Origin of the sequence: Mesorhizobium sp. M7A.F.Ca.ET.027.02.1.1 (assembly GCF_004022985.1) — a bacterium.
Lineage (GTDB): Bacteria > Pseudomonadota > Alphaproteobacteria > Rhizobiales > Rhizobiaceae > Mesorhizobium.
Genome location: NZ_RZOL01000077.1, coordinates 1 through 19,641 on the forward strand (window position 1 = coordinate 1; position 19,641 = coordinate 19,641).

General features: G+C 62.7%; 16 protein-coding genes and 1 pseudogene. 9 read left to right on the forward strand and 8 right to left on the reverse strand.

Annotated features, from left to right (window positions below; translation table 11 throughout):
* From EN749_RS38205 to EN749_RS11700, 8 genes are all read right to left on the reverse strand, one after another.
* Positions 1–282: hypothetical protein (locus tag EN749_RS38205; RefSeq protein WP_210214716.1), on the reverse strand; the 282-nt coding region annotated here is incomplete at its 3' end.
* 226 nt (positions 283–508) lie between these two features.
* Positions 509–1,843: a sorbosone dehydrogenase family protein gene (locus EN749_RS11670; RefSeq protein WP_128363188.1), complete on the reverse strand. Its 1,335-nt coding sequence runs from the start codon at positions 1,841–1,843 to the stop codon at positions 509–511.
* 38 nt (positions 1,844–1,881) lie between these two features.
* Complete coding sequence (locus EN749_RS11675) at positions 1,882–2,931, reverse strand: c-type cytochrome (RefSeq protein WP_245491355.1); 1,050 nt, start codon at positions 2,929–2,931, stop codon at positions 1,882–1,884.
* A 32-nt stretch (positions 2,932–2,963) separates the two neighbouring features.
* On the reverse strand, positions 2,964–3,584 hold the full coding sequence (locus EN749_RS11680; protein ID WP_236383168.1) for a cytochrome c oxidase assembly protein: 621 nt from the start codon (positions 3,582–3,584) through the stop codon (positions 2,964–2,966).
* On the reverse strand, positions 3,581–3,955 hold the full coding sequence (locus EN749_RS11685; protein WP_127397622.1) for a hypothetical protein: 375 nt from the start codon (positions 3,953–3,955) through the stop codon (positions 3,581–3,583). The genes EN749_RS11680 and EN749_RS11685 overlap by 4 nt, the downstream gene beginning before the upstream one ends.
* A 7-nt stretch (positions 3,956–3,962) precedes the next feature.
* Positions 3,963–6,491, reverse strand: coding sequence for a cytochrome c oxidase subunit I (gene ctaD / locus EN749_RS11690; RefSeq protein WP_127326898.1), 2,529 nt, complete (start codon positions 6,489–6,491; stop codon positions 3,963–3,965).
* Positions 6,488–7,465: a cytochrome c oxidase subunit II gene (coxB, locus tag EN749_RS11695; RefSeq protein WP_281061879.1), complete on the reverse strand. Its 978-nt coding sequence runs from the start codon at positions 7,463–7,465 to the stop codon at positions 6,488–6,490. The genes ctaD and coxB overlap by 4 nt, the downstream gene beginning before the upstream one ends.
* A gap of 497 nt (positions 7,466–7,962) precedes the next feature.
* Positions 7,963–8,931: a LysR family transcriptional regulator gene (locus tag EN749_RS11700; RefSeq protein WP_127811219.1), complete on the reverse strand. Its 969-nt coding sequence runs from the start codon at positions 8,929–8,931 to the stop codon at positions 7,963–7,965.
* Between the two features lie 131 nt (positions 8,932–9,062).
* Here EN749_RS11700 and EN749_RS11705 point away from each other — a divergent pair, with 131 nt between their 5' ends.
* From EN749_RS11705 to EN749_RS11745, 9 genes and pseudogenes are all read left to right on the forward strand, one after another.
* Entirely contained in the window at positions 9,063–10,496 is a 1,434-nt protein-coding gene (locus EN749_RS11705) for an amidase (protein ID WP_128363190.1), read from the forward strand.
* A gap of 54 nt (positions 10,497–10,550) precedes the next feature.
* On the forward strand, positions 10,551–11,849 hold the full coding sequence (locus EN749_RS11710) for an ABC transporter substrate-binding protein (RefSeq protein ID WP_128287408.1): 1,299 nt from the start codon (positions 10,551–10,553) through the stop codon (positions 11,847–11,849).
* 70 nt (positions 11,850–11,919) lie between these two features.
* Entirely contained in the window at positions 11,920–12,744 is an 825-nt protein-coding gene (locus EN749_RS11715) for an ABC transporter ATP-binding protein (RefSeq protein ID WP_128363191.1), read from the forward strand.
* Complete coding sequence (locus tag EN749_RS11720) at positions 12,741–13,469, forward strand: ABC transporter ATP-binding protein (RefSeq protein ID WP_127326892.1); 729 nt, start codon at positions 12,741–12,743, stop codon at positions 13,467–13,469. Before EN749_RS11715 ends, EN749_RS11720 begins: the two co-directional genes overlap by 4 nt.
* A 4-nt stretch (positions 13,470–13,473) precedes the next feature.
* Positions 13,474–14,361 (forward strand): branched-chain amino acid ABC transporter permease, encoded by an 888-nt coding sequence (locus EN749_RS11725; RefSeq protein WP_128363192.1) that lies wholly within the window; start codon positions 13,474–13,476, stop codon positions 14,359–14,361.
* A gap of 8 nt (positions 14,362–14,369) precedes the next feature.
* Positions 14,370–15,455, forward strand: a complete 1,086-nt coding sequence (locus EN749_RS11730) for a branched-chain amino acid ABC transporter permease (RefSeq protein WP_127396192.1) — start codon at positions 14,370–14,372, stop codon at positions 15,453–15,455.
* 10 nt (positions 15,456–15,465) lie between these two features.
* Complete coding sequence (locus tag EN749_RS11735; RefSeq protein ID WP_128363193.1) at positions 15,466–17,049, forward strand: GMC family oxidoreductase N-terminal domain-containing protein; 1,584 nt, start codon at positions 15,466–15,468, stop codon at positions 17,047–17,049.
* Between the two features lie 10 nt (positions 17,050–17,059).
* Positions 17,060–18,160 (forward strand): class II histone deacetylase, encoded by a 1,101-nt coding sequence (locus EN749_RS11740; RefSeq protein ID WP_128363194.1) that lies wholly within the window; start codon positions 17,060–17,062, stop codon positions 18,158–18,160.
* A gap of 1,056 nt (positions 18,161–19,216) precedes the next feature.
* Positions 19,217–19,641, forward strand: a pseudogene (locus EN749_RS11745) (hypothetical protein); the annotation flags it as partial.

Sequence of the window (19,641 nt, forward strand, 5' to 3'; positions counted from 1 at the left end):
GTAACCACCGGTTTGCCGGGCACCACCGCCTGTGGGACCGCCGATCGTATCGACGACGTATTTCATTCCCCGACCTTTCTGGTTGGCCCCGGTTAGCCCGGTGTTTTTCTGAAGATTACAGGAATCCGCCGGCGCGTATTGGTCAAAAACGAATAAACTTATGTGGCCGTTGGCCCAAGGGCCGGAGCTCGCGATGGTTTCAGTTATCGTCACGGTCCTGGTGTGCAGTTGATCAAACCAGCCTTGGGCGCGCAAACCGCAAGCCAAATTGGAACCATGCATCGGCCTCGACCGGCTCCTGCACCTTGGGCACGGTCGTCGCCGTGTTTGGTTTCGCGCGATGAGGATGGCGGGACACAGCGCGCACCCGAAACTTCTTCGCCAGGCAACTTTGCGCGAGCCCGCGGCCGAGAAACCCTGTTCCGCCAAAAATGGCGCCGATCCGCTCGGCTCCTCGGTCGTTTTGGCATGAGCCCAACCCTTCCACGCGCCGAAGCGATGCGCCGGCCTAGTCGGCCGCCGGGATAACCCGCCAAATCTTGTTGCCCACATCATCCGCGATCAGCAATGCGCCAGTTCGGTCGATGGCAACGCCAACCGGACGGCCGAATGCCTTGTCATCGTTGCTCAGAAATCCGGTAAGCACGTCCTGCGGCGGCCCCGACGGCTTGCCGTCGGCAAACGGCACGAAGATCACCTTGTAGCCGCTTCGCGGCATGCGATTCCATGAACCATGCTGGCCGACAAAGGCGCCATTCTTCATGTGCAACCCGAACAGGTCGGCGGTGTTGAAGGTGAGCCCAAGCGACCCGGTGTGCGCCCCGAGTGCGTAGTCGGGCACGATCGCCTTGCCGACGAGGTCCGGACGCGGTGGCTCCGCCCTGACATCGATGTGTTGGCCGAAATAGCTGTAGGGCCAGCCGTAGAAGGCGCCATCCCTGACCGATGTCATGTAGTCGGGAACGAGGTCGCTGCCGATCTCGTCCCGCTCGTTGACGACCGCCCAGAGTTCCCCGCTTTCAGGGTTCCAGGAGAGGCCGTTCGGGTTGCGCAGACCCGACGCAAAGAGCCGCGTCTGCCGCGTCGCGAGGTCGATTTCGTGCACGGCGGCGCGGCCTTCTTCCTCCTCCATGCCGTTTTCGCCGACATTGGAGTTGGAGCCCACGGTGGCATAGAGCTTCGTTCCGTCCGGACTGGCAATGACGTCCTTGGTCCAATGGTGATTGCGGCCGGCCGGAAGGTCGACGATCTTCTCGGACGGAGCAGTGATCTCGGCGTCGCCATCGCGATAGGGGAAAGCGACGACCGCGTCGGCATTGGCGACATAGAGCTTGCCGTCGAGCAGCGTCATGCCGAAGGGCGAGAAGAGGCTGCTGAGGAGGACTGTCCTGGTCTCAGCCACGCCATCGCCGTTCTCGTCGCGTAACAACGAGATACGGTTGGCGCTCCGCACCTCGGCGCCAGCCCGGCTCTGGAACAGTTTCATGAACCAGCCACGTATGGAAAAACCTTTGTCAGGTTTTGGTGGCGCATTGCTTTCGGCGACCAGCACGTCGCCATTGGGCAGCACGTGCAGCCAGCGCGGATGGTCGAGGCCGCCAGCGAATTCGTTGACGGCGAAGCCTTTGGCGGCGACCGGCATCTTGCCTTGGGGCCAAGGGGTCGCCTCGGCAACGTGGACCGTGGGTATCCAGGTCGGATTGGGTTCGGCAAGCGTCGGGTTTGGACCGTAGGTCTGCTCGATCGGAACGGTGGCCTGTTCGCGCGAGAAGAAGAACAAGCCCGCCCCCGCGATTATGACGAAGGCGACGATGACGAGTAAGACGCCCAGAATTTTTCGCATTGGATATTCCCGAAGATTGGGACAGTGACGTAACGCCATCAGGGCGTTCCGGTTGCGGCGGCACGCGACATTTGCGCGAAATAGGCGGCCAATGCGGCAATATCTTCGTCCGAGAGGTTTTTAGCAGCGTTGCGCATCAGATGGGCGAAGCGCGTGCCGCCGCGCTTTTCCTCGCGGAAAAGCTCGAGCTGGGTCGCAATGTATTTGGCGGGCTGTCCGGACAGTTCCGGATAGATGGGGTTGCGGTCCGGACGACCGTGGCAACCCAGGCATGCCGGAACGTCGCGCTCCGGGATGCCGCGTCGCGCGATCTCATCGGCACGCGCGATCCGGGCACGGTCCGGTTGCGTCGACGTTGCAGGCGCAGGCAGCGCGGAAAAATGCCGCGCGAGATCGGCGAGGAGTGCAGGGTCGACAGCGGTGACAGAAATTCCCATGACACCGCTCTGGCGGTGGCCGGTAGCGTAGGCTCTCAAACTCTCAAGAAGATAGGTTTCGCGCTGAGAGGCCAAGACGGGCGTTGCGGGGCTCCGGCCGAGCCCGTCCGTGCCGTGGCAGCGGGTACAGTCGGCGAGTGCGCGTTCGAGGCCTTGTGTTTGGCCAGTCGACGGTTCGCTACTGCCATCAGCAAGGTCGCGCCACCGCGCCTCGTCCATCATCGGCAGTTCGCGCAGGAAGGCGACCATCGCCCAGACTTCATCGTCGCGCTGCTGCGTCGGCCAGGCCGGCATGCCGGTGAAGCGCACGCCGTGCTGGACGATGCGGAAGAGTTCGGCGTCCGTCCATTCGCCGACCTTGCCGGCAAGGTCCGGCGGCTGCGGCAGCATCGCAAGGACGGCGGGCGACCGCGGTTCGCCGGGCGCACCGTGGCAGATGGCGCAGCCGCGCGCGAAATGGCCGGCAGCCGGCTGAATAGCGTAGCGCGGCAGCTCGTCCGGCACCTTGACCGTGAGTGCGTATGTCCGCACGGCCGAGCGCATCGCGAAGTGCAGGAACCATTCGGTCACCTTCCAGTGGCCGGTCGAGGCACCAACGTTGAAGAAGCCGATCCAGGTCGCGAAAAGCACCGCGGCCGGCAAGATCGCCAAGCCTATCGCCAAGTGTTTCCAGTTGACGTGCATCAGCCGGCCAGCCTCTCGGTTTTGCCGCTCAGGAGCCTGGCAAGCAGGAAGACGCCTCCGGCGAGGTAAACGGCAGCGCCGATCATCAACATGATGATGCCGCCGAGCGCCTGGTCCTGCCCCGCCCCGAGCACGAGGCCGAAGCACGTCACTTCGCCGAGGCCATAGAGCGGTCGCGAGGCGAGCGAGAGCAGCGCGCCAAGCAACGTCATGTGGATGGAGGTCAGGAGCAACGCGAAGGCGCCGGCAGCGTCCCTAGCCGGCGCATCGGCATTGCGCGGCGCCATGCACGTCAGCCACAGGAACAGCCCGGCGCCAAGGAAGGACACCTGCTCGATCATGGTGGCGATGGTCGATGTCTCGGCCCACTGGCGCGCAGCCGGCGCATGCCAGCCCCAGACGACAATCAGTTCGACGAGAGAGGCGATAAGGGGAGCGGCGGTGGCCACGGAGCGTATCGTTCTGGCAATACCGATTGCTATCAGCGGCGCCGCAATCGCGACGACGCCCATGTGGGCAAGCATGTGAGCCGCGAACGAGCCACGCCACGCATCGAGCAGCGGTCCCGCCCAGACCAGCGCGAGGGTGACGAAGCCCAGCAACAGGCTTGCCGTCCTCATGAGGAGCATCCGTCGATGAAGAGCAGCGGCAGCCCCACGTAGAGCACGGCGACGAAGCTCAGGCCGCAAAGCAGTAGCGTGGCAAACCCCTGGAAGAGGTTGCGGTCCGTCGCTGTGGGATCGTCGTGCGGCGGGTCGTTCGTGCCGAAGCCCCACTGCCTCCAGGCGAGCCAGCCGGACAAGACGATCATCGCGAGTGCCGCCAGCGTCATAGCCACTATGCCAGCCTGGACGACAGCGAAACCGAGGTCACCGCGCTTGGCACACCAGATTGCGGCCAGTGCGTAACAGGCGAGGAAATGTCCGGCCCAGATCACGGGCGCGGTGAAGAGCGTCCAGAGCGTTTCGACCTCTTTGGGAATGATGCGCATCACCGTCTCACATCGCTTCCGGGAAAAGACCGATGACGGCGAAGGTGATGACAGCGGTGATCGCCATAAAATGCCAGTAGAGCGCGACGTTGTGCAGTTCCATGTCGTGCTCCCGCGTCAGGCGACCGGCGAGGCTGCGCGCAAGGCAATAGAGCTGCATGACGGATCCGACCGCGGCATGAGCAAGCGCCCAGATGACGAGAATCCAGACGATCGCCGGATAGACATGCGCGGTCGGCTGCATGTCATGCTGCCAGGGTCCGGCAAAACCGGCTGCAGAGGCAGCAAGCGTCAGCAGAAACGCAGCAACAAGCGCAACGCGTGCGCCGTCGATCCACCCGCTTGCGTTCAGTCGGCGCGCACCAAGCATCGCGACCCATGCGGCGACGAAGAGAGACAGCGCGATCATCGGCCACCGCATACCGGGACCCGGCTGCCCCAGAGTGAAGTCGGGATGGATGGTCCAGTAGAAAAAATAGCCGAAGATGAGGCTGGCGAAGGCAGTTCCGTCGCCAACCATTGTAATGAACATCGCCCACCAGCCAACAGAATCCGGACCGGAGGCATAGAGCGGCAAGCGCAATCCAAGGCCGACATCCTTGGTCTTCTTTTCCGGGGTTTCGCCGGTGCCGGTCCAGAGCCACCACAGAACGGCAGAGAGCGTGCCGATGCCCGACAATAGGGCGAGGATCCAGAGTTCGAAGGTGAGCGCGACGAAGACCCCGCCGAGCAATGCGGCCGAGATTATTGTGATCGTGGTTGATGTCGCCACGCGCTGGCACTGTAGCGGATGGGCGTCGAGCACCGAGGTGATGAGCGTCTCGCGGCGATTCTCCTTGGCACTGCGAAGATAATAGGCGCCCTCATTGACCTTTTGCATCAGATCCGCCTGGTCCCAAAGCGGATACCGGCTCTCGATGATCGGAATGGATCGAACGCCCCAGTTCTCCTCGGGCTCGTTCAGCCATTCGAGCGTGCCCGCCTTCCACGGATTCTGCTCGCTGCGGGGTTCGCGATGCTTCGGCCGTACAACATCGAAGACAACCACCAGCACCCCTGCCGCGAAAACATAGGCGCCGATCGTGGAGATGAGATTCAGCCAGTCCCAACCGATCCCCTCGGGGTAGGTGAAGACGCGGCGCGGCATCCCGCGCAGGCCGCTGAGATGCATCGGAAAGAACGCGACGTTGAAGCCGGCAAACATCAGCCAGAAGGCGGTGCGCCCGAGACGGGGCGAGAGCATCCGCGCATTGATCAGCGGGTAATAATAGTAAACGCCGGCGACCAGCGGGAACAGCATTCCACCGATCAGCACGTAATGCAGATGTGCGACGATAAAATAGGTATCGTGCGCCTGCCAGTCGAACGGCACGAGCGCGACCATCACGCCGGTCAGCCCGCCGATGACGAAGATAGCGAGCCCGCCGGCGCCGAACAGCATCGGCACCGAGAAGATGACACGTCCGGCCAGCATGGTGGCGATGAAGACGAAGATCTGCACGCCGGTTGGAATCGCGACCGCTTCCGAGGCGGCCGAGAAGAATGCCAGCGAGATCTGCGGCAGGCCGGTAGCGAACATGTGGTGGACCCAGAGGCCGAACGATAGGAAGCCGGTGCCGACAGCGGCAAGCACGATCCAGGAGTAGCCGACGATCGGACGTTGCGAAAAGGTTGGCACGATCATCGCCATCAGCGCGATGGCGGGCAAGAAGATGATGTAGACCTCGGGGTGCCCGAAGATCCAGAACAGGTGTTGCCACAGCAGTGGGTCGCCGCCCCGCGTCGGGTCGAAGAACGGCCAGTCGAACATGCGTTGCATCTCAAACAGGATGTCGCCGGCGATCAGCGGCGGAAAAGCGAAGAGGATCATGCCCGCGACGATCAGCAGGTACCAGGCGAACAGTGGCATTAGGTTGATGCGCATGCCCGGCGCACGGCACTTCATGATGCCGACGATCAGTTCGACCGCCGCAGCAATGGAGGCGACTTCGATAAAGGAGAGGCCCAGCAGCCAGATGTCGGCACCAATGCCGGAATATGCCTTGTCAGTGGCAAGAGGCGGATACATGAACCAGCCTGAAGAGGGAGCGGCGTCGAAGAAGATCGAACCGCAAACGAAGACACCGCCGATCAGAAAGCTCCAGAAGCCGAAGGCGCCGAGACGGGGAAATGGCAGTTCACGCGCACCGAGCATTGGCGGCAGCAGAAAGATCGCGACGGCCTCGAAGATAGGCACGGCAAACAGGAACATCATCACGGTGCCATGCAGCGTAAAGGCCTGGTTATAGAAGTCGGCAGAGAGGAAATTGTTTCCCGGAACCGCGAGTTGCGTACGCACAAGAAGCGCCAGAACGCCGCCAAACAGCATGAAGGCAAAGGCCGCACCCCCGTACCAGAGGCCAACCTGCGTATTGTTGACCGAAGTCCAGTAACGCCAGCCGATCGGCGTCTTCCAGACGAGGCGCAGCTGTTCTTCCTCGATCTTCTCTGCGGAGGGCAAGGCGTTTCGCTTGATGCGGGCTTTGAGGGTTGTCATTCGAGCCCCTTCAGCCAGGAGGCGATTTCGGCGATGTCCTGTTGGGGCAGCATGTTGAAGTCGGGCATCTTCGAACCCGGCTTGATCAAATGCGGATGGGCGATGAAGCTACGAACGGCCTCATCGTCGGTGGGCAAAACGCCGGCACCAATCGTTCCCCGCGAACTCATATGCGAGAGATCCGGGCCGACACCACCCTCAGCTTGTGTGCCCGCAACGCGGTGGCACGCGCCGCAGCCGTTGCGAAGGAATATGTCGCGTCCGGGCAAGGATGCGCCGGGCGAAGGGTTCGCCCGCACAGCCAGCCATTCCCGGAAGGCAGCGGGCTGCATGGCGACGGCCGTGAAGGTCATCAGCGCGTGCGAGGTCCCGCAATATTCCGCGCAAGGGCCGCGGTAGGTGCCAGGTTTGGTCGCCAGCAACGAGAGCCGATTCACGCGACCCGGGATCATGTCCATCTTGCCACCGAGCGCGGGAATCCAGAAGGAATGGATGACGTCGGTGCTTTTCAGCAAGAACTCGACGCGCTCGCCAACCGGCAGCCTGATCTCGTTGGCGGAAAGAATAGGAACTCCGCCGTCAGCCGGGTGGTAGGCGACCCGCCACCAGAATTGCTCACCAGTCACTTCGATCCTGAGACCATTGGCTTCGCCGGCTCGTGCGAAAGGTCTCAGTCCAGGCATCAACCAAAGCGCATAGCCTAGCAAGAGAAAGAGGAGTAGCGAAGGAATGGCTGCCCCGCCCCAGAAAATCAGCCGGCTTGCAATACGCTCGTCTATGGGAGTGCGCTCATGACGTGTCGCGTGGACCAGAAGACCGATGACCGTCAGCCAGATAAAACCGCCAGCAATGGCCATGAGCCAGAAAAGGTAAGCGATCTGGCGCGCTTCCTCTCCGGCCGGATCAAGCGCCGACTGGGCTCCCGAGCAGCTGGAACAGGTTCCCAAGCATAACCACAGCGCGAGCCAGCGCACCGCAGCGAGTTTCGTAATCCGGGCGCTTGTGCTTGGAACTGTTGACGAATCTATCCCTCCGATCGATGCCCTTGCTCACAAACGCGCCCGCAACCGAGTGGTTGCGCCGAAATTTCAGTTTAGCGGCAATGGCCAGTGCTCATGCAATCTATGCGCCGGTTTCGTCATTTGTCGCGCCGGTAGGCTTCGATTCCGGCGATCCTTTGTACGTCTCAGCAGGCAGCCATCGATTTTAAGGTTTCACCAACTATCGGGACCAATCGGGCGATTTCTTGCACTTTGCGGCGTTCGACGGCGTGCCCAAGCCGTCTCGAAAAGTACCCTCCGTTCCAACCTGCGAGCAGGCGACCGAGCATTGGTGTTGGTGAAACGTGGGCGCGCACCGAAGAGTTGTCGCCGAGCCGCCCGCCGATCTCGAACATCTCGATCAGGAACCCGCGCCTCCGGCGCGGTTGCAATGCCGGTCCTGTAAATGTCCGCAACGCCAGGGGGGCGGCTCAGCCATCGTCCCTGGCGACCAGTAGAAAAGGTTCGCGCTCCGGCGTCGTCACCGAAAAGCCCGAAGGGCCCACCGCGCTGAAAAAGCGATGGAACATGTCGATGAAGACACGCACGAAGAGTGGCTTTGCCGAACCGTACATGTCGGCGACGATCAGCGTGGGTGGCGGCAGTTCATCGAGGATTGGTCTTCGAACGATCTCCTCGCCATCAGCGGTGGCGCGACCGATCGGCCGCATGTTGAGGACGGCCATGCCGAAGCCGGATGCCACGGCCGAGCGCACCGTTTCGTAAGAGCGCGTGCGAAAGCGCACCTCCGGTCGTTTCGCCAGCACGTCGAACAGGGTCAGGAGATAGGTCGCCGTGTGCGGCAGGTCGAGCAGCACCAGCGGCCGTGCCGCCAGTTCCGCCAGCCAGATGCCGTCGCGCGCGGCAAGGGGATCGTCTGCATTGAGCACGGCATGCGCCGGTACCTTGCAGATGCGGGTGACGCTGTCGATACCGATTGGACCGATGTCGTAGAGAATGGCCAGATCGATCTGGCCAGCGACAAGCCGTTCCTGCAACTGGACCTGGTCGGCCTCGACAAGGTCGATCTCGACATCGCCGACGCTGTCGAGGTAGCTGCGCAGCATCTCCGGCATGAACAGCGCGCCGAACGGCTCGAAGCAGCCGATGCGCAGGACCTTCGGCACGCGCCCGTTGAGGTCTCCGATCGACCGGTTGAACTCCGTCTCCGCCGCCAGCATGATGCGGGCGGCGGCGACGAAGCGTTGGCCGGCCGGCGTGATGGAGACGCCGCGCGCCGGCCGCCTGTCGAAAATGCGCGCCCCCATCCCGGCCTCGGCCAGAGTGATCGCCGCGAGGATGGAGGATTGCGAGATGTAGAGCGATCTGGAGGCCGCCAGCACGCTGCCAAGGCGGGCGACTTCGCAGACATAGCGCAACTGCCGAATAGTCAGATTCATGGCTCTTTGTTACATTAAATAGCGAATATTCCCCACAACAATACATTTTATGGTGATGAAAAAACCCGCCAGATTGCCCGGGCTGACAAGGCTGCCGGAAGAGCGGCCATGAAGTGAGGGGTTCGAACTGCATGCCGAATGGGCTGTCTCCCATTGCCGACGCCGATGATCTGTGCCGCCTGGCTGCTGCGGAGCTTAGCGCCGCCTACCGCGCTGGATCGCTGTCGCCCGTCGAGGTGACGCTGGCGGCGCTGGATCGCGCCGAAGCGATCAATCCGCTTTTCAACGCCTTCACCATGATCGACCGCAAGGGTGCGATCGAGGCCGCAGGTGCTTCCGAGAAACGATGGCGGGCAGGCGAGCCGCTGTCGGCAGCCGACGGCATACCGACGACGCTGAAGGACATCGTCTGGGTCGAGGGCTGGAGCGTGCGTTACGGCAGCAGGACGACGACTTCCGCCGCCTATGACAAGGATGCCCCCGCCGTTGCCCTGCTGCGCAGAGCCGGCGCCGTCTTCATCGGACAGACGACGACGCCCGAATTCGGCTGGAAGGCGATTACCGACAGCGGCCTCTGCGGCATCACGCGCAATCCCTGGAATGCGCAAAAGACCCCCGGCGGTTCCTCCGGCGGAGCGGCGGTGGCCGCCGCCACCGGCGCCGGCGTCTTCCATCTCGGTACCGATGGCGGCGGCTCGATCCGCATTCCGGCCTCGTTCACCGGCATCGCCGGATTGAAGCCGACCTTCGGCCGCGTGCCCGCCTATCCGTCCAGCGCGTTCGGAACCGTCGCCCATATCGGACCGATGGCACGGACAGCACTCGATCTTTCCGTCATGGCCGGCGCCATGTCCGGCCGTGATATCAGCGACTGGCAGCAAGGCGTGGGAACGCTGGCGCCGCTTGGCCGGATCGAAGAAGTTTTGCGGGGCGCTCGGATCGGCTACTGGTCGAAGCCGCCTTCAGGAGCGCTGGATTCCGGGATCGCCGCCGTCGTCTCCCACGCCTTGACGTGTTTCGACGCCTTCGGCGCGACGGTCGAGCCGATTGATCTTCCCGGTGGCGATCTCCTCGACCTGTTCCAGCATCACTGGTTCACCGGCGCCGCGGCGCGGCTGGCGCTGGTTCCGCCGAGCGAACGGGCGGGCATCGATCCGGGCTTCCTGGAGGTCGCGCAGGCTGGGGCGGCGTTCGACGTCCATACGCTCGTCGCCGCACAGTTGGAGCGCGCCGAATTCGGCGCCGCCATGGACCGGCTGCTGGACGACTATGATTTCATCGTTTCGCCGGGGACGTCGATTCCAGCCTTCGACGTTGGCCTTGAAGTGCCTCTGGGCAGCGGCCTCTCGCGATGGATCGAATGGGCGGCGTTCAGCTACCCGATCAATCTCAGCCAGCAACCCGCCTGCGTCGTCCCTTGCGGCATGACCGAGGTGGGCCTGCCCGTCGGCTTCCAGATCATCGGCGCGCGCGGCGACGATGCCCGCGTGCTTTCGGCGGCAGCCGACCTGGAAGCCGCTTTCGTGCCCATGACCCACGCGTTTCGCCAGAAAGATCTGGTGTGAAAGATTTCGCATGAAGAAAAGACTCTAACCAACGCCAAAAAGGGGAACTTTGCCATGATGAACAGACGTGCAATGCTGCAGGGCGTGGTCGGCGCGGGTGCGGCCGGTGCCGCGCTTCTTGCCGATATGAACACTGCGGCGATCGCCCAGGACACCAAGCCCATTCCGGTCGGCTCGGCCCTGCCGATGTCCGGCATCGCCGCCGCCGACGGCATCGAGTTCAAGAACGGTCTCGAACTTGCCGCCGAGGAGATCAATGCGGCGGGCGGCATTCTCGGCCGGCCTGTCGAGATCCACATCGAAGACACCAAGGAAATGGGCGCCGACCTCGTCAGCCAGTCGATGCAGCGCCTGATCGACCGCTTCGAGGCGCCGGTCATCATCAATGGCTACAATCTCGGCACCAACATGATCGAGATGGACGTCGCCGCCGACAACGACGTCATCATGATGCACTACAACACGCTGATTTCGCACAATGAGAAGTTCAAGACCGACCCTGCCCGCTATTACAGCTCCTTCCAGGGCGATCCGCCGGAGTTCTGGTATGGACCGGGCTGCCTGAACTTCCTCAAGACGCTTGCCGCGGACGGCAAATGGAAGGCGCCCAACAAGAAGATCGCCATCATCCCGTCTGCCAACGAATATTCGATCGTCATCGCCAACGCGATCCGCGACAAGGCCGCCGAATACGGCTTCGAGGTTAGTCTGTTCGAGACCGTTCCGTTCCCGACCAACCAATGGGGACCGACGCTGGCGAAACTTCGCCAGGACCCGCCGGCGGCGATCCTGGTCACGCACTTCCTGCCGCAGGACCTGGCGCAGTTCATGGTCCAGTTCCTCGCAGAGCCGATCAACAGCCTGATCTACATGCAGTACGGACCATCGCTGCCGGCTTTCCGCGAGATCGGCGGCGAGGCGGTCAACGGCGTCGTCTATTCGACGGTGATCGGCTGCCTGCCGGACGATTTCTCCAAGCCGTTCCGCGAGAGCTACCGGGCCAAATTCGGTCCGAACTCGGCCTACATCACGGGATCGCAGACCTATGACGGCCTGTGGATGTGGGCGCTTGCCGCGGCAATCGCCGGTGGTCCAGGCGAACCGATGGACAAGGCGCAGACCACCAAGGTGGCCAATGCGATGAAGCGCCTGGTCTATCGCGGGGTCAACGGCACCTACCGGGCCGATCCGGCCGGCCAATCGGCCTTCTGCTATCCGACGCAGGTAGCCGATCCGTCGCTTGGCATGCCGCACCAGTTCCTGCAGCATCAGGATTACAAAACCGATCCGAAGCTGATCGCGCCGGTGCTCTATGCCACGGACAGCTTCATCCTGCCGCCATGGATCAAGTGACCGGACGCGGAAATGAAACCAACGACACCGGCCGGGCCGTTTGCCCGACCGGCTCCATTGGGTGAGAAATATGACTGAGGCCGCCGGTCCGATGCTGGTTTGTGACAGTGTGGCCAAACGGTTCGGCTCGCTGGCCGCCGTCGACGGCGTGTCGATGGTGGTCAATGCGGGCGAGATCGTTGGCATTGGTGGGCCAAACGGCGCCGGCAAGACAACTTTCTTCGACGTGGTGACCGGGATCACGCCGGCCAGTGGCGGCCGGGTGCATTTCGGCGACACCGACATTTCGGCGCTTCCGGCCGACCGCATCTGCCAACTCGGCATCGCCCGCACCTTCCAGCTCAATGCCGCCTTCGACAGCTTGACCGTTCGCGAAAACATCGAGATCGCCGCCTATTTCGGCCGGCAGCGGCGAAGGCTGGCCGGCTTCCGCCTCGGCGAGGATGTCCGGCAGGCAACGATCGAAGCGCTGGACTTCGTCGGGCTTGCGGCCAAGGCCGACGAGACCGTGGCGCGGCTGCCGGTGCTCGACCGCAAGCTGCTGATGATTGCCGGCGCCATCGCCACCCGGCCGAAAATGCTCTTCCTCGACGAGCCGGTGGGCGGGCTCAACGTCGCCGAGATCGACCAGATCATGGCGATGGTGCTGAAACTGCGCGACCAGGGACTGACCATCGTCCTGATCGAGCACGTCATGCGCTTTCTCCTGGCGCTCTCCAGCCGCGTGATCATCATGCACCATGGCAAGGTGATATTCGAAGGCCGGCCGGACAAGGTCGCCGAGGACCAGACCGTTGTCGAAACCTATCTCGGCCAGGGCACGCAGAAACGGTTGAAGAAATTCTTCGATGAGCAAGCTGCCGCGACGAATCCGGCGGTGGGGGGAACGCCATGACGGGCGCAGCCGCAAAACCACCTGTCCTGCAACTCGACGGCATCGTCTGCGGCTATGACGGACTCGACGTGCTCAAGGGCATTTCGCTGACCGTTCATGCCGGTGAATTCGTCACCGTCGTCGGCCCGAACGGCCATGGCAAGTCGACATTGCTCAAGACCATTTCCGGCCTGGTGCCGCTGCGCGGCGGTCAGATCAGCATCGACGGCCGGCGCCTGTCCGGCAAGCCGCATGAGACGGCGATGCTGGGCGTCGCCCACGTGCCGCAGGGCGATATGCTGTTCGCGCAGATGAGCGTGCTCGAAAACCTTTTGATGGGCGGCTATCTCGCGCCGGACAAGGCCGAGATCGCGCGTCGGCTGGACGAGGTCTACGCGCTTCTGCCGAAGCTTGCCGACCGTCGCAACCAAATCGCCTCGAGCCTGTCGGGCGGCGAACGGCGCATGGTCGGCATAGGCCGCGGCCTGATGATGGGAGGGCGCATCCTTTTGATCGACGAGCCGTCGCTTGGCCTCGCGCCACTGATCATCGATCAGGTCTACGACGTCATTTCGCAACTGAGCAAGGCTGGGCGCACGATCCTGCTGGTGGAGGAGAACCCGGCCCGGGTCGAGGACCTCGCCGACCGCCTGCATCTGCTCGACGATGGCGCCATCGTCTGGTCAGGCAAGCCCGCCGAACTGATGGCGCGCGACGAACTCCTCGCAACCTATCTCGGAGGCTGACGCCATGACCGACGTTCTCATGGCCATTCTCGTCGCCGGCTTCACCTCGGGCGCGCTCTATGCGCTGGCGACGGTCGGGCTATCGCTGGTCTGGGGTTCGATGGGCATGCTCAACATGGCCCATGCGGCGATGCTGACGCTTGGCGGCTACGTCGCCTTCACGGTGATCACCTCGCTCGGCCTGCCGGTCGCGGTCGGTTTCGCCGGTGCTATCGTCGCCGGTGCTTTGGCCGGCGCCATCCTCTATTTCGCGATCGTTCGCAATCTCCTGCAGAACGACAAATCGACATTCGAAGCCAACGTCATGATCGCCACGGTCGGCATCGGCATCGCCCTCGAGAATGCCATCCTCCTGACCTATGGCGGGCAGCCGCTGAAGCAGCCGGTCTCGATCGCCAGTGCCCTGCGCCTGGGGCCGCTGACGCTGCCCTGGCAGAACCTTCTGATCATCGCTGTGGTGGTCGTGATGATGGTGGTCGTCTCGGCGGCGCTCGGCCGGACGCGGATGGGTCGTGCGATCCGGGCGACGGCGCAGAACCGCGACGCGGCGCAACTCATGGGCGTCGCCGTCAACCGCGTCTACCTGCAGGTGCTGATGCTGTCGGGCGCGCTCGCCGGCATCTGCGGCGTCATGGTCTCGTCGATGACGCAATTGTCGCCGCCACTCGGCAACGACCCGATGCTGAAGGCCTTCATCATGTGCGTGGTCGCCGGTCTCGGCAATCTGCCGGGCGCCATCGCAGCAGCACTTGGGCTGGCGTTGCTCGAATCCTTCGTCCAGTACGCCTTGGGCGCCAGGTGGGGCTTTCCATCGCTGCTGTTCGTCGTCATTGCCATGCTGATCTGGCGGCCGTCCGGCCTTTTCGGCCACGCCGAAATCCGGCGCATGTGAGGGTCATCATGACAGAGACACGTCCCCTGCCCCGTTTCTCCATGTCCCGCTCGGCCAGGACTGATCTTGCCATCAGCCTGATGCTGATCGCGGCGGCGATCGCGCTGCCGTTCCTGGTCGACAGCCGCTACATCCTTGGCCAGATCGTGCTGGCGCTGTTCTATGCGACGATCGCCTCGCAGTGGAACCTCCTGTTCGGCTTCTCGGGCATCTTCTCGCTGGCGCAAATGGCGATCTTTGCCTTCGGCGGCTATGCGACGGCGATGCTCTGCTTCTATTTCGGCTGGAACGTCTGGGCAGCACTTGTGCCTGGCGCGCTGGGCGCCGTGCTGTTCTCGCTGGTCGTCGGCCTCGCCTGCCTTCGCCTGACCGGCGTCTATGTGGCGCTGCTGACGCTGGCGATCGCCCAGACGATGTATCTGCTGATCGTCACCGACACCGAATGTTTCGTCATGGTCGGCTCCGTCTGCCGCCAGTTCACCGGCGGCGCCGTCGGCTTTGCCCGCTTCGGCGACCTCGGCACCAGGGCCTTGCTCCGAGCGCAGTGGCTGGTCGGCAATTACGCCATCATCGCGGTGCTGTTCGCGCTCACCATGGTCTTCACCTACGCGATCGTCAAAAGCCCGATCGGCCTTGCTTTCCGGGCGCTGAAGGACAATCCGGGCTATGCGGTGGCCCGCGGCGTCAACCGCTTCCAGGCGCAGCTTCTGGTGTTCGGCATCTCCGCCTTTTTCACCGGGCTGGCCGGCGGTTTCTATGCCGCGCATTTCCAGGCGATCGGCCCCGGTGTGCTGTCGATGTCGCAACTTATGTTCATCATCGCCATCGTCGTGGTCGGCGGCGTCGGCACGTTCTGGGGACCGCTGGTCGGGACGGTGGTGCTGGTGCTGGCTGACGAGTTGATGCGAGAGAGCGGCGAGTTCCGCACGCTCGGGCTCGGCCTGATCATCGCCCTGTCGGTGGTGCTGATGCCCAAGGGGCTGGTCGGCCGTTTTGGCGATCTCATCGACTGGCTCGGGCGCCGTCGCGCCAGCCCCGACAGCAAGCCAGCAGCAAGCAGCATTGTGCAAAGCCCGACCCCGGCCGGAAAGTGAGAGACTGACGATGTTCGATACGATCATAGTGGGCGCCGGCTCGGCCGGCTGCGTGCTGGCAAACCGGCTCAGCGCCGATCCTGCCCGCAAGGTGCTGCTGCTGGAGGCCGGGCGCGAGGCGCCGCTCGCCTCGGACGTGCCGTCGGACTGGCCGACCATGTTCAACACGGAAGTCGATTGGGGCTACTACACCGAGCCGCAGGCCGGCTGCCGCGGCAGGCGGGTGTTCTGGCCGCGCGGCAAGATGATCGGCGGCTCCGGCGCGCTGAACGCCATGATCTATATTCGCGGCCTGCCGTCCGACTATGATGGCTGGGCGGCGATGGGCTGCCCCGGCTGGGCGTGGGCTGACGTGCTGCCGGTGTTCAAGGCCAGTGAAAGCAATGCCGAACTCGGCAACGACCCGCTGCACGGCGCCGACGGGCCGCTGCATATCGGCAATGTCGGACATGTCGATCCCAACGAGCTTGCCTGGATCGAGGCCTGCAAGGCCGCAGGCTACAAGCAGAACCGCGATTTCAACGGCGTCGAGCAGGAAGGCGTCGGCCTGTTCCAGTTCACCATCAAGAATGGCGAACGCTGGGGCACCGGCAAAGCCTATCTGCGCCCGGCGCGGGAACGACCCAACCTGACCGTGAAAACCGGTGTGCTGGCGACGGGCCTGGTCGTCGAGAAGGGCCGGGTCAAGGGCATCCGCTATCTCGTCAATGGCGAACCTGAGACCGCTTTCGCCGACAGCGAGGTGGTGCTGTCCTCGGGCTCGATTGGCAGTTGCCAGCTGATGCTGCTTTCGGGCATCGGGCCGGCCGACGAACTCGCCCAGGTCGGCGTTGCTCCCGTGCACGACCTGCCTGGCGTGGGCAAGGATCTGCAGGACCACATCAACATTCCGATCACCTTCTATACCAAGGACAAGATCGGCGTCGGCGCCTGGACCGACGAGACGCTGCAGCGCGACTTCGCCGAATGGCAGACATCGCGCAGCGGCCCGCGTTCCTCACCCTGGGTGGCGGCGGGCGGCTTCGTCAAGAGCCGGCCCGATATCGAGCCGGACCTGCAGCTTTACGGCGCCATCAGCCCGCATCGAGACTATGTTCGGTTCCTTTCGTCCAGACCCGGCATCACGCTGCACACCACGCTGCAGCGGCCAGACAGCCGCGGCGAGATTCGCCTGCGCTCGGCCAATCCGATCGAATATCCGGCGATCGACCCACGTTACTTCATCAGCGACGAGGATGGCTCGGACATCGCCACGCTGGTCGAAGGCATCCGCATCAGCCGGCGCATCGCGGCGCAGTCGCCGCTTGCCGAAATGCTCGCCGGCGAAATCACGCCGAGCGCCGAATGCGAGAGCGACGCCGAGATCGCCGACTATATACGCGGCCACTGCACGACGCTCTATCACCCGACCAGCACCTGCCGCATGGGTTCAGATGCGATGGCCGTCGTCGATCCGACGTCGATGAAGGTTCATGGGCTGGACGGGCTTTGCATCGCCGACGCCTCGGTCTTTCCGAAAATGGTGTCGGGCAACACGAACGCGCCGACGATCATGATCGCCGAACGCGCCGCGTCAATGATCCTGGCGGGCTAGGAGACAAAACATGACGACAGGCTGGAATTTCCACGAACTCTATCTCTGGCACGAGACCGGCAATGCCGCGCAGTTCTTTCAGCCGAGCCTGACCATCGAGCCGGGCGAGCATGCGGAGAATGCCGACACGAAACGCCGATTCCGCAATCTGATGGAGGTTTCGGGCCTGACCGAGAAACTGTCCAAGATCGCCTCCGTCGCGGTGAGCGAGGATGACCTCGCCCTGTTCCACGACCGCGACTACATCAGCCGTATCAAGCTGCTCAGTGATGGGCGCGGCGGCGATGCGAGCTATCTCACCCCCTTTGGCCATGGCAGCTACGAGATCGCCTGTCTGGCCGCCGGCGGCACGGCAGCGGTGATGGATGCGGTGTTGAGCGGCGATGTCGACAATGGCTATGCGCTGGTACGACCGCCCGGCCATCATGCCGAGCGCGGGCAAGGCATGGGCTTTTGCCTGTTCGGCAACGTTCCGGTCGCTATCCTGAAGAACCGGGCCAAACATGGCTTCGAGCGGGTCGCCTGCGTCGACTGGGATGTTCATCACGGCAACGGCACCCAGTCCGCCTTCTATTCGGACCCGTCGGTACTGACCATCTCGATCCATCAGGACGGGCTTTATCCACATGACAGCGGTCTTCACAACGAACGCGGCGAGGGCAAGGGCGAAGGCTACAACATCAATGTACCGCTGCCAGCCGGCTGCGGCCACGGCGTTTACATGTCCGTCTTCGAACGCGTCGTGCTGCCGGCGCTCAATCGCTACAAGCCTGATCTTATCGTCGTGCCGTCGGGCTTCGACGCCTCGGCGGCCGATCCGCTGGGGCGCATGATGCTGCATAGCGGCAGCTACCGCGACATGACGCGGATGCTGATGCAGGCGGCGGACGACCTCTGCGGCGGGCGCCTGATGATGTCGCACGAAGGCGGCTATTCCGCCTCCTACGTTCCCTACTGTGGCCTGGCGGTGATGGAGCAGTTGTCCGGCATCAGGACGCATATCGACGACCCGTTCCTGCCGGTCTTCGAAAGCTATGCCGGCCAACCCTTGCAGCCACATCAGGCGGCCGCTGTTTCCAGGGCGGAGGAACTTTTGGGCGGCATCGCCTAGAATTCTGATTGCGGTCAGCCGATGAGGCGATCTCAAGACACACCGGCGGCCAATCTCGCAAATGCGGGCATGCGCTGACGGTAGGCTAATGCATGTCGCCCAAAAGTTCCGGTTTGGGACAACGACATGCACGAAAACAAAGACTTAAAGCGAATCGTTTTTTGCGAGAAACTACGCCGGAGCACTCCCGACTACGCTAACCCCTACTCCCACTCGATTGTTCAAACAGCCTATAACTAATTGAAATTACACTAGGATGTTTCCATAGCCCCATAAGAGACCGACCAGAGCCGTCAAAAAATTACGCTTTGGTTCTAAAGGGAAATCGCCGCAAAGAATTTTTCCAGGGTTCACCAACTATCGGGACCAATTGGGCGATTTTTGTACCTCAAGACGTTCGACGGCCCTGCCCAAGCCGTTTAAAAAAGGTACCGTCACCGCTCCAATAAGGCATTGGCATGGGTCATAATGATCGACAAGCAACCGGTGTCGCACACACCCTGCTGCGGGCGGTGTGGCGCGACCGCTGGCATCCACTCGATTATTGCTAAAATTCCGGCTAGCTTGGCGACAGATGGCTCAATTTCTGGTCGGTGAATCACAATCAGACCGCCCTTCAAGAGAATAATGGGCGGCACCTTTGGTCCAAGGCGAGTGCAATGGCGCACGAATGAGCTCTACAACAATGCGCCGTGCGACGCCCAGCGACCTTGTCCTTTCGTATACCGATCAAGCAATTGGCTGTATGGGCAAGATAGGGGAAATCGTTTTTAGCAATCCGGATTGGAATCAAGAGGGATGACTTCTGCCTATTTTTTTGACATCGTTTTCCTCCTCGATCCATCCCACAATACAACAGGAAGTCTCTGCTCACTCCTCGCGGCGATATTCGCCAACCCACCTAGTTCCGGACTGGCGATCAGAAAGCATATCTGAACGGCATTCCATAGAAGCGATATAAATTGAAATTGCGGCCATGTGTTTCACACCCGGGATGGTTTCGAAGCCGGGGGGCGCTCACGGTCTCAAGGCGAGAATTTTAAGAGACGTTCAAGAATGACCCAGCACGCAGAAAACGCTCGAATTCTCATGTACAGCCACGACACGTTCGGGCTCGGCCACTTGCAGCGCTGCCGGACTATTGCGCATTCGCTAGTCGAGGATTTCCGTGGGCTTCAGGTGCTTATCATTTCGGGTGCGACTATCGCCGGCGCCTTCGACTACCGCGCCCGTGTCGACTTCGTGAAGATCCCCAGCGTCATCAAGTTGCGCAACGGCGAATACACCTCGTTGGAAAAGGACATCGATCTGCATGAGACGCTAAGGATGCGTCAGTCGATCATCCGCCACACAGCCGAGACCTTCCGGCCGGATATCTTCATCGTCGACAAGGAACCGCTCGGCCTACGCGGTGAGATTGAGGACACGCTGTCCTACCTCAAGACCCGGGGCACCACGCTGGTGCTTGGCCTGCGCGAGGT

Bases quoted from the DNA above. Each gene is read 5' to 3' on its own strand.
- EN749_RS11670 (WP_128363188.1), bottom strand. From the start codon at position 1,843: ATGCGAAAAATTCTGGGCGTCTTACTCGTCATCGTCGCCTTCGTCATA.
- EN749_RS11715 (WP_128363191.1), top strand. From the start codon at position 11,920: ATGACTGAGGCCGCCGGTCCGATGCTGGTTTGTGACAGTGTGGCCAAA.
- EN749_RS11725 (WP_128363192.1), top strand. From the start codon at position 13,474: ATGACCGACGTTCTCATGGCCATTCTCGTCGCCGGCTTCACCTCGGGC.
- ctaD (WP_127326898.1), bottom strand. From the start codon at position 6,491: ATGACAACCCTCAAAGCCCGCATCAAGCGAAACGCCTTGCCCTCCGCA.
- EN749_RS11740 (WP_128363194.1), top strand. From the start codon at position 17,060: ATGACGACAGGCTGGAATTTCCACGAACTCTATCTCTGGCACGAGACC.
- EN749_RS11710 (WP_128287408.1), top strand. From the start codon at position 10,551: ATGATGAACAGACGTGCAATGCTGCAGGGCGTGGTCGGCGCGGGTGCG.
- EN749_RS11680 (WP_236383168.1), bottom strand. From the start codon at position 3,584: ATGAGGACGGCAAGCCTGTTGCTGGGCTTCGTCACCCTCGCGCTGGTC.
- EN749_RS11735 (WP_128363193.1), top strand. From the start codon at position 15,466: ATGTTCGATACGATCATAGTGGGCGCCGGCTCGGCCGGCTGCGTGCTG.
- EN749_RS11700 (WP_127811219.1), bottom strand. From the start codon at position 8,931: ATGAATCTGACTATTCGGCAGTTGCGCTATGTCTGCGAAGTCGCCCGC.
- EN749_RS11730 (WP_127396192.1), top strand. From the start codon at position 14,370: ATGACAGAGACACGTCCCCTGCCCCGTTTCTCCATGTCCCGCTCGGCC.
- EN749_RS11685 (WP_127397622.1), bottom strand. From the start codon at position 3,955: ATGCGCATCATTCCCAAAGAGGTCGAAACGCTCTGGACGCTCTTCACC.
- EN749_RS11705 (WP_128363190.1), top strand. From the start codon at position 9,063: ATGCCGAATGGGCTGTCTCCCATTGCCGACGCCGATGATCTGTGCCGC.
- EN749_RS11720 (WP_127326892.1), top strand. From the start codon at position 12,741: ATGACGGGCGCAGCCGCAAAACCACCTGTCCTGCAACTCGACGGCATC.